Raw genomic sequence first — 10,361 nt, 5'->3', positions numbered from 1 at the left:
TGAATGAGGGAGCCAAAGGGCTCAGGTCACTGATCCGAAATCTGGGTGTGTCATCCGGTGTGGACGGACAAACCAACCAGTTCTCCTCGAACGGACTGGAAGGTACGTCCAACGTCAATTTGCGGGGCTTGGGCGCGGCGCGCACACTGGTTCTGATCAATGGTCGGCGTCAGACTTATCACCCCTATGCGATTGGGGAGCAGGCACAGCTGTTCATCGACACGAACATGATTCCGTCTGCTGCGGTGGGCCGGATCGAGGTTCTGAAAGATGGCGCAGCGGCGATCTACGGTTCGGATGCGATTGCGGGCGTTGTGAACTTTATCACTCGGTCTGATCTGGATGGATTCGAAATTGGCGGGGACTTCTCCCAGTTCGATGGTACGGATGGGGACTATAATCTCAACGCCGCTTACGGCTTACAGGGCAATAACTGGAACTGGGTGACGTCAGTCGGCTATAATTACCGCAATGAAGTGCCCTTGCTTGAAAAAGACTGGGGCATTCTTCCTTATACTGATAATCCTGTTGGTGGTTGGTCAGCAATTTCCAATCCTGGCGTATTTATCCCTCAAGTTGCTACGGGCAGTAGTTTTACTACAATTGGCTTGGTTCCGGATAATGCAAGTTGTGAAACTCTTGGGGGTATAGTTGTACCGAACCCTACCTTTGGGGGAGCCCCTACTTGCCGTTATCAGTTCACTCAATATGATAATCTAGTTGAGGAAGAAGAGCGGTATCAGGTCTTTTCGGAATATAATCGGACTTTTGAGAACGGCATAGATATGCATCTTGAAGGCCTTTATGGCTATTCTGATGTTCCGGCTTGGAAAACGTCTCCATCTTACCCACCACAAGTTCTTACCGGTCAAGTTCTCTCACCGGACCATCCAGGTCTTCAGCAATATGTAGCAGACAATCCATCTGCAGCTTCATTAGCTGCAGCAGACCGTATTCTCTATTTCGGCCGTTCATTTGCGCTTGGTGGTTTTCCTGCGACGGGAGGATCACAGGAAGGTTTCCGTACCTATGAAAGCTATAGGTTGGCGGCTGACGTTACAGGCCAATTTGAGAATGGTGTAAATTGGAATGCGGCACTGAGTTGGTCAACAACCGAAGGTGAACGGATCACAAATGACACCTATATCGCCGGCTTTGCGGCCGCGTTGCAGGGGTTTGGTCTTTGTGCAGATCCCATAACCGGTGAAGTTCCCGCTGGGGCGGTAGCAGGAGAGGGAGGTTGTGAGTATTATAATCCGTTCTCAAATGGAATTCCACAGAGTGGTGTCACAGGCCAAGCAAATCCAAACTATGTGCCTGGGCTAGAGAACTCAGTTGCTCTGGCAAACTGGTTGACCGATGGCGTTGGCACAGTCGTAACAACGGACCTTTTGGTGCTGGATGCATCCATCTCCGGCATGAGCGGTGTTCAGGCGGCTGGCGGAGAAATTGGCTGGGCGCTCGGTATGCAGGTTCGCCGGGAAGGCTATGAAGTTGACCCGAATGAAGTGTCAGACCTGACGGTCAATCCGGGCCCTGGCGGAACAGGTCCATTCTCCTTCCTTGCAGGCACAACGCCTGCGGATGAAGATCAGACGATCTATGCCATCTTTGGGGAACTTCAGGTGCCGCTCTATGACAATCTCGATATGCAGGTTGCCATGCGCTATGAGGATTATGGCGGCGATGTCGGCTCTACCTTCGACCCGAAGGTGGCTGTGAAATGGCAGGCCAATGACAATCTGGCCCTGCGTGGATCGGCCCAGACATCCTTCCGTGGCCCGACCCTGAACCAGCTGTCAGGGCAGGTAACGACATTGCAATTTGTTGCCCCGACCTCAGCCTTCAAGGCGGTGGACCAGTTTGGCAATTCAGCACTGTCACCAGAGTCTGCTTTCAGCTTCAATCTGGGTGCCATCTATGACAATCATAATGGCTTCACGGCTTCAGCCGATTATTACAATTTCGACTTCTCTGACCCGATCATTGTAGAAGATCAGGCAGAAATTGTGGCAGCGGCCATTGCGGCGCTTGGTACGGCAGACACAGCAGATGATGCAATTCTTGACCGGATTACCTTCCAGGATCCGGCCAATCCTTCAGCCGGAGATATTGCACGTATACAAACGAATATCGTGAATGGTCCAGACATCAAGACATCAGGTATCGACCTTCGGGCCGAGCAGGCCTGGGAAATGGGGCAGGCCGAGTTCACGGTTGGCGCCGACATGACCTATATCATCGAATATGACGTGGATGATTTCGAAATCGAAGGGATCGTAATTCCCGGCGGGGACCGTGTTGGCCAGTTCAACCGCTCCAACTTCTCCCGTTCACTGCCGCAATGGAAGGCAAACCTGTTTGCCAATTACGCCATCGGAGACCACAATTTCCGCGGTGTCATGCGCCACATCGACTCCTATGACGATGAGCGGGGCGATCTGACCGGCAATGGCACGAGCGAGATCGACAGCCAGACCACATTTGACCTGTTCTATACATGGCAGTCCCAGTGGGATCTGGATATCGGCCTCTCGGTCGTGAACATCACAGACGAAGATCCACCCTTCGCGCAATTTGACCTGAACTATGATCCTTATACCCACAATCCATTCGGGCGTACGTTCAAGATCAGCGTCACAAAACGTTTCGGCGGCGGAAAATAACTGCCACCGGATGCAGCACTGGGGGCGGCCTTTGGGTCGCCCCCTTTTTTATGGACCGTAGATCAGACCGCGCCGAGGGCCGTGCCGGCAACATGACCGGCATCGCGAATGGCAATACGCACCGCATCCGACAGGGCGGTCATGTTCATGAAGCCATGCACCATGCCGGGATGTTCGCGCACGCTGACCGGCACACCGAAACTGGCCATCTTGTCGGCATAGGCGAGGCCTTCATCTTTGAGTGGGTCCCAGCCGCACAGAACGAAATGTGCTGGCGGCAAACCCTTGAAGGCATCGGGTGAGGCAAAGAGTGGAGAGACGCGCGGGTCCATCCGCTCGGCTATCTCGCCGATATAGGCATCCCGGAAATATTCGAAAAGGTTCGCGGAAATGAAGAAGCCGCCTTCCTGAAAGGTCATTTTCTTTGTGCGGATGTCCACGAACTGGACCAGAGGATAGAGTAGCAACTGGAAGGCCGGGGAAAAACCATCGGTCCGCGTCATCTCCTGCGCAAGGAACGCGGAAAGGTTGCCACCCGCACTGTCGCCACTGACGGCAAGGCGCTCCGGATCCAGCCCGCATTTTTCGCTGTTTGCCGTGATCCAGTTCCAGGCGGTCAGGGCGTCATCATGTGCAGCCGGGAATTTGTGCTCCGGTGCCAGGCGGTAATCGACCGCGATCACCCGGCAGCGGGAGCCCTCCGCCAGGCGGCGGCAGATCATGTCATGACTGTCGAGATCGCCCAGCACAAAGCCGCCGCCATGGAAGAACACGATGCCGGGGCCTGGCGGGATGCCTGCACCCAGCGGCGTGTAAAGCCTGGCGCGCATAGGCCCGGCCGGGCTGGGGATGCTGAGGTGTGAGATGTCGGCCATTTCCGGCGCGTCACGCTCAATGGCGCGGCTGGCCACGTAGAATTGCTGGCGCAATTTGTCGACCGAACCCTTCCAGTCAACGGAAGAGAAGTCCGGTAATTGGAACTTGTCCATGAATTGGCGAAGGGTCTGGTCAAGATTCATGTTGCCTAGATGGACCCGAATTCCGGCCTTGTGAAGACGGCAATACGCCCCTGATACGGCATGGTGCGCACGGTACGCGCATCTAATGCCATAGCATCCCCCGATGGAGCGGACTTTCCATCAGAAAATAACTGCCAAACGGCTGATGAGGCCTGAGCAAACGGGAAGGTTCTAGACGGTTATGACGCCTGCGCTCGCGGGCTCTGCATAAAGGGCGGAGACAAGATTGGCCCGGCGGTCGATCACCAGGCGCTGATTGACATAGCCTTTGTCGGTAATTTCGCCCTCATCAATGGAGGGGGGCTCCGTCATGATCATGATGCGTCTGATACGACGGGAAGAACCGGGCTCATTGGCGTTGAAGTTGCGGGTTTTCTCGGCAAGCTCGCGCGATAACCGCTCAAGGGCTTCGGCCAGTCCGCCTTCAGATTTCAGATAATGCTCAGCGATGGCAGGCGATGGCCAGACCAGCGCAGCAATATAATCCTTGTCCTGACCGGCGATCACGGCATCAAAGATCAGGGGAGAACAGGCGGCAACATAGTCTGGCCGGAGCGTACCGACGCTGACCCATGTGCCGGAAGAGAGTTTGAAGTCTTCCCCGACGCGGCCATCAAAGATCAGGCCCTTGTTCGGGTCGTTTTCATCGACGAATTTCACGGCGTCTCCGAGGCAGTAATAGCCCTCCTCGTCGAAGACTTCCTTGTTCTTTTCAGGCATGCCCAGATATCCGGACATGACAGTCGGGCCCTTCACCCGCACTTCCAGCTTCGCACCATTCGGTACCAGTTTCAGTGTGAGGCCGGGCAGGGGCAGGCCAATCAACCCAACACGCTCGACCTCCCAATGAACCACGGTGATGCCTTGTGTCTCTGTGGCACCATACATTGTGATAATGGGGATGCGGCGCCCAGTCGCTTTGACCGCCAGCTTCTGCAGCCTGTCATAGAGATCATCGGAGAGCGTTGCGCCGCCATACCCGATTGATCGCATGTTTTCGAAAAATGCTTCCAGCAGGGTGTCGTCTTCTTCCATCGCGTCCGCCAGCATGGAGAGGGCGATGGGGGCGGTCCCGAAGCTGGAGGGACGGCAGTCTCTTACATTGCGAATGGTCTCCTGAAACAGGGCAGCGGTCGGCTTTCCACCATCGATCCAGAAGGTGGCCCCGTTCCAGATCGCCCCGTTGAAATTCACGTTCGAGCCAGAGATATGATTCCAGGGTAGCCAATCGAGTAGATTATCCACCCTGTTCGGATCATATTCCGGGTCCCGATCATTATCACGCAGGCCTTCCTGGCCCGCGATCATGGAACACATGGCACCTTGAGTTGTCGGAACAGGTTTCGGCATACCAGTCGAACCGGAAGTGAAGAGATATTTTCCGATGGACTTGTCCGTGAGCCTTTCCATTGCGTGGGTGACGGCAGGTGAGACAAGGGTACTTGCCAGGCGTTCATAGTGCAGAATGTTGTCATCGCCATCCGTCTCTGCACTAAATATGGCGCAGGCGGGGCAATGCAGGGCCTCAATGGCTCTTTTGAAGGGAGCCAGCTGTTCTGCAAAAACAATTGCGGGTTTCACCGCGTCAAAGCAATGTCTCAGCTTTTCAAAGTCACTGGACATCAGGGAATAGGGAACAGAGATAGGGGCCGCTGGCGCGCCGATCTTCTGGGCGGCGAGCATCACCATGGCCGAGCGGATGGAGTTGCCTGACAGGATCATGACCGGCGCATCGGGGCCAGCCCCAAGATCAAGAAAAGCCTGGGCCAGACTGTCAGTTATTTCCTGGGCCTGGCGATAGGTGAGGTCTACCCATTCATCTGTTTTCGGATCACGTTGTTTCAGGAAGACCCTGCCTGGATGTTCCTCGGCCCGCTGGTCCAGACAATGAGGAATTGTGCGCGGCCGGTCTCCAGGCAACTGCCGGGCCTTGAGATATATGACGCCACCTTCTGCATGCGTCATATCTATATCAGGAGCCTTCATCGGCAACAGCCTGAAAGGGGGCTGTTTATCTCCGTCGGCCATGGCGCATCACTCCCGTGTCTCTTTTATGAGCAGGATGATAGATACTGTAGGGCTGAAGGCAATTACTGCCGTGGGGACAAGGCCTCAGGCTTCAGCTCTCAGCGGAGACGGCGTCTACAACCATGTTGAGCGCTGTTTTCATGCGATCTTCTTCAAGCGCTTCCGACATGACGCGGATAAGGGGTTCGGTTCCCGATTTCCTTACCACCATGCGGCCGCGCTCGCCGAGATAGGTCTCGGCTTCCTGAAGGGCGGCGCGGACTCTTTCGGTTTCCATCGGATTTGTGCCGGTGAAGCGGATATTGACCAGCTCTTGCGGGGCTGGATCAAACACATGGGTCAATTTTGAGACTGGCTCGCCACTTTGCGACACGGTCTTGAGCACCTGAAGCGCGGCCAGCAGGCCATCGCCTGTTGTGGAGACATCTGAAAGGATGATGTGCCCGGACTGCTCGCCGCCCAGATTGAAGCCGTGCTGGCGCATATGTTCGCCCACATAGCGGTCTCCCACTTTTGTGCGGGCGAGCTTGAGGCCCAAGCTCTTCAAATATTCTCCCAAACCCATATTGGACATCACCGTTGCAACCATGCCGCCCCCCCTGAGACGTTCTGTATAGTGAAGCTGTGTGGCGATCAGAGCCATGATTTGGTCGCCATCAATTTCTTCGCCCGTTTCGTCGACAACAATCAGGCGGTCTGCATCGCCATCAAAGGCGATTCCAATATGGGCCTCGGTTTCCAGAACAGCGGCCTTGAGTGCGCCGGTCGAAGTGGAGCCAAACCCGGCATTTATGTTCAGACCGTCCGGGGCGTTACCAATTACGGTAAGGTCTGCCCCCAGCTTGCGGAAGGCTTCGGGCCCAACTTCGAAGGCGGCACCATGTGCGCAATCGAGCACAATTTTGAGCCCTGAGAAATCAAGTTCCTCTCCCAAGGTCTCCAGGCACCGATTGGCATAGAAGCTGGCGGCGCCGGTCATGCGGGATGTTTCGCCAATCGCTTCCGGCGCAGCATACTCTCCGGTAAAGGCCTCGCCCATGGCCACTTCCAGGGCGGCTTCCACCGTGTCTGTGAATTTGATCCCTTCCGGGCTAAACAGTTTGAGGCCATTGTCCTGAAACTTGTTGTGTGAGGCAGACACCATGATGCCGAGCGCAGCACCTGTCTCGCGGGCCATCAGGGCTACAGCGGGGGTCGGCACAACGCCCAGCAGGACAGGACGCAGGCCCATGCTGGTCAGGCCTGCGACGAGCGCGGCTTCGATCATTTCCCCAGAGCGGCGCGTATCACGGCCGATGACAACTCCGCGTCCGCCTTCGGGAGAGAAGGTCCGCGCGGCGGCAATGGCAAGACGTAAGGCGGTCTCGCTGGTCATCGGGCTCTTGTTCACCCGGCCACGAATGCCATCAGTTCCGAAATATCTCTGTGTCATGTCACGCTCCCTGCAGGATGCCGAAATTTATGGGTAAAGTGTGACAGGGATCAAATGGGAGTCACATCTCCATAGACAATGAAGTGCGGATTATCATAGCCCCGTTCTGTCTTGCCATACAGCAATGGTGTGCCCTCTTCGGTCAGCACGCGGCCGCCTGCAGCCTCAACGACAGCATGGCCCGCGGCCGTGTCCCATTCCATCGTGCGGCCCATGCGGGGATAGAGATCCGCTTCGCCCGCAGCGATCAGGCAGAATTTGAGAGAAGAGCCCGCCCCCTTGATGTCAGCCACATGGTGCTTTGCCAGCCATTCATCGGTCTCCGGTGAGCGGTGGGATTTTGACGCCACGGCCGTAAGGCCTTCAGAGGGGACAGGGCGGATCTTCAGCGGTGTCCGGTCCGCTGGGATTTCTGCGCCCGGTGCCGCAGAGGCCTGCCAGGCGATGTTATGGCTTTCTGCGACAAACAGGCGGTTCTTTGCGGGCGCATAGACCACGCCCATGACCGGGCGCCCGTGTTCAATGATTGCGATGTTCACAGTAAATTCGCCATTCTTGCTGACGAATTCTTTTGTCCCATCTAGCGGATCGACAAGAGCAAAGCGATGGCCGTGCATCGGCACGTTGCCATCGGTAAAGGATTCCTCTGCAACGACGGGCAGGTCCGGGTCTGCGTCTGCCAGACCTTTAAGGATTAGCGTTTCGGCGCGCTGGTCCGCTTCGGTGACGGGAGAGGCATCCTCCTTGCGGTCGACACTGAAGTCAGTTTCGTAGACATCCATAATGAGACGCCCAGCATCGAGAGCAATACGGGCGAGCTGGTCAGGTGAGATCGTCACTTTGGTCATATCCTTGATTGTATGCCGATCTTTCCTGTCAGGACTGGCATTGCGAGGCAAGCCTCACGGCCATCGCAGTTGGTGTTACCAGCAAAAGAGGGGTGGCAGCGAGCACCGAAGGCATGGCATCCGGACGCTATTGTCGCTGCCTATCCATTTCAGGGAACGGTTCTAATTCTGTTTGATGACGTCCAGCAGTTCGACTTCGAACATCAGGTCGGCATTGGGCGGGATCGGGCCACCGGGTGTTCCCTTTTCGCCATAGGCAATGTCGGACGGAATATACATCAGCCAGTGATCCCCCGGCTTCATCATGGAGAGGGCTTCCACCCAGCCACGTATCAGGCGGTCTGACGGGAAGAGTTCTGGCTGGCCACGCTCGAACGCGCTGTCGAACATTTCGCCCGTATCCGCCAGACGCCCTTCATAGTAGACGGCGACCATTTCGCCATTCTTAGGGCTTTCGCCCGCTGGATCGCCGCTTTCCAGTACAACATATTGCAAGCCGGACTCTGTTTTCTTTACTTCCGGCGAGTCCGGGTTCCACGGTGTGTACTTTTTCCACGCGGCGGCATCGGCGGATTTCGGCTCCATAATCTCGACCAGTTCGACCTGGAAGACGAGATCATCGCCCGCCTTGATCACCGGTCCGCGATCCTGATTGCCATAGGCCAGGGCATTCGGAATGTAGAACAGGAAGACATCGCCCTCGTGCATCTGCTGCAGGCCCTGCGTCCAGCCTGGGATAACCTGATTGAGGCGAAACATTGCGGGGGAGCCGCGATCATAAGAGGAGTCGAATTTTTCGCCGCCCGCCGTGCGGCCTTCATAGTTCACGCGCACTAGATCTGTTGGCTTGGGCGTGGTGTCCCCATCGCCCTTGTGCAGCACGATGTATTGCAGGCCGCCATAGCCTTCCTGGACATCTGCATTGTCTGCATCCCACGGCAGATATTTTGCGAAAGTAGCTTCCACGTCTGCCGGTGCATTGTCTCCGCTGCAAGCAGCGAGCATGGCGATGGCAGCAAAGGCTGCAGTAAAGATCCGGATCATTCTCGGCTCCGTCTTGTCTGAGTGTTCAGCGGGTCTAGGCGTTAATCACAATGAAGTCACGTTACATGCCTTGGCTTATAGAGAGCGCGGCGGATAGCCGGCTTGTGCCAGGGCATCGATTACTTCCTGTGTATGCTGGCTGTCGCGGGTTTCGATCAGAATGTCGAATTCCGCGCCCTTGGCGGGGACATCAAGCGCAATGCGGTTGTGTGCAACTTCCATGATGTTGGCGCCAGCATCGCCAATGATCTTGGACACCAGCGCCAGCAGGCCGGGCCGGTCATCCCCGATGATACGGATTGAGGCGAGGCGGTTTTCCCGTACCAGAGCGCGCGTCAGCACAGACGACAAAAGGCGCGTATCGATATTGCCGCCACACAGGACGAGGCCCACCTTGCGTCCATAGAAGCGCGACGGGTGCGCCAGCAGAGCCGCGAGACCAGCGGCACCAGCACCTTCGGCAATCGTCTTTTCGACTTCTGCATAGAGTGTGATGGCACGCTCAAGGTGTTCTTCCTCTACCAGCACAATATCATCGACTAGCTTTTGGCAGAATTTCCGTGTCAGCAGGCCAGCTTCCTTGACCGCAATGCCTTCCGCAATGGTTGCGCCGCCGGTTTTGGGGCTTTTGCCGTTCAGGGCGGCGTGCATGCACGGATACATGGCGGATTCAACGCCGATGATTTTGATGTCGGGCTTCAGCGCCTTGGCCGCCACAGCGATGCCGCTGATCAGGCCGCCACCGCCGATTGGCACGACCAGCGTGTCGAGGTCCGGATTGGTTTCCAGCATCTCAAGCGCGACTGTACCCTGGCCGGCGATGATGTCTTCATCGTCGAAGGGGTGAATAAAGGTGAGGTTCTCGCGCTCACACAGATCGAGCGCGAATTGCTTGGCCTCATCGAAGATCAAGCCTTCCAGCAGGACACGGGCACCATGATTGCGGGTGTGTTCCACCTTGCTGAAGGGTGTGGTCTCGGCCATCACGATTGTCGCCGGGATGCCAAGGCGGCGGGCATGATAGGCGACACCCTGCGAATGGTTGCCGGCAGAGGCCGCGATCACGCCGCGTTTCTTCTGTTCATCCGTCAGCTTGGATAGCTTGTTGAGCGCGCCGCGCTCCTTGAACGCTGCCGTAAACTGGTGATTTTCGAACTTCACCCACACTTCTGCGCCCGTAATCGCAGACAGCGTCCGAGACATGGTCATCGGGGTATGCACAATCTGTCCTTCGAGCACGCTGGCCGCGGCTTCGACATCGCTGAGAGTTACAGGCAGATCGGAATGCTGTGTATCGGGCATGGGAGAAACTTCCGGGGGGTCA

General features: G+C 56.5%; 7 protein-coding genes. 1 reads left to right on the top strand and 6 read right to left on the bottom strand.

Annotated features, from left to right (window positions below; translation table 11 throughout):
* Window positions 1-2,666, top strand: a 2,666-nt coding sequence (locus HY2_RS09420) for a TonB-dependent receptor domain-containing protein (protein WP_034827025.1), incomplete at its 5' end; no start/stop codon positions are given.
* 62 nt (window positions 2,667-2,728) lie between these two features.
* On the opposite strand, the gene HY2_RS09415 is transcribed toward HY2_RS09420, so the two are convergent.
* The 6 genes from HY2_RS09415 to HY2_RS09390 all read right to left on the bottom strand — a co-directional run bounded on the left by HY2_RS09415 (window position 2,729) and on the right by HY2_RS09390 (window position 10,339).
* The gene (locus HY2_RS09415) at window positions 2,729-3,685 is read right to left on the bottom strand and encodes an alpha/beta hydrolase (RefSeq protein ID WP_034827019.1); all 957 of its coding nucleotides are present in this window, start codon (window positions 3,683-3,685) and stop codon (window positions 2,729-2,731) included.
* Between the two features lie 171 nt (window positions 3,686-3,856).
* Window positions 3,857-5,713 carry an AMP-binding protein gene (locus HY2_RS09410; protein WP_034827018.1) on the bottom strand — a complete coding sequence of 619 codons (1,857 nt, stop codon included), beginning with the start codon at window positions 5,711-5,713 and terminating at the stop codon, window positions 3,857-3,859.
* A 91-nt stretch (window positions 5,714-5,804) separates the two neighbouring features.
* Complete coding sequence (glmM, locus tag HY2_RS09405; protein WP_034827017.1) at window positions 5,805-7,145, bottom strand: phosphoglucosamine mutase; 1,341 nt, start codon at window positions 7,143-7,145, stop codon at window positions 5,805-5,807.
* A 50-nt stretch (window positions 7,146-7,195) separates the two neighbouring features.
* A complete protein-coding gene (gene cysQ, locus HY2_RS09400; RefSeq protein WP_034827016.1) occupies window positions 7,196-7,993 on the bottom strand; it encodes a 3'(2'),5'-bisphosphate nucleotidase CysQ in 798 nt (265 codons plus the stop codon).
* Window positions 7,994-8,155: 162 nt separating this feature from the next.
* Window positions 8,156-9,037: an FKBP-type peptidyl-prolyl cis-trans isomerase gene (locus HY2_RS09395; protein ID WP_051594879.1), complete on the bottom strand. Its 882-nt coding sequence runs from the start codon at window positions 9,035-9,037 to the stop codon at window positions 8,156-8,158.
* A 75-nt stretch (window positions 9,038-9,112) separates the two neighbouring features.
* A complete protein-coding gene (locus tag HY2_RS09390; protein WP_112061379.1) occupies window positions 9,113-10,339 on the bottom strand; it encodes a threonine ammonia-lyase in 1,227 nt (408 codons plus the stop codon).
* Window positions 10,340-10,361 lie beyond the last annotated feature (22 nt).

The organism is Hyphomonas pacifica (genome assembly GCF_000682675.1).
GTDB classification, from domain to species: Bacteria; Pseudomonadota; Alphaproteobacteria; order Caulobacterales; family Hyphomonadaceae; genus Hyphomonas; species Hyphomonas pacifica.
Note: the sequence above shows the minus strand (reverse complement) of the source record. Positions and strands in the feature narration are given on the sequence as shown.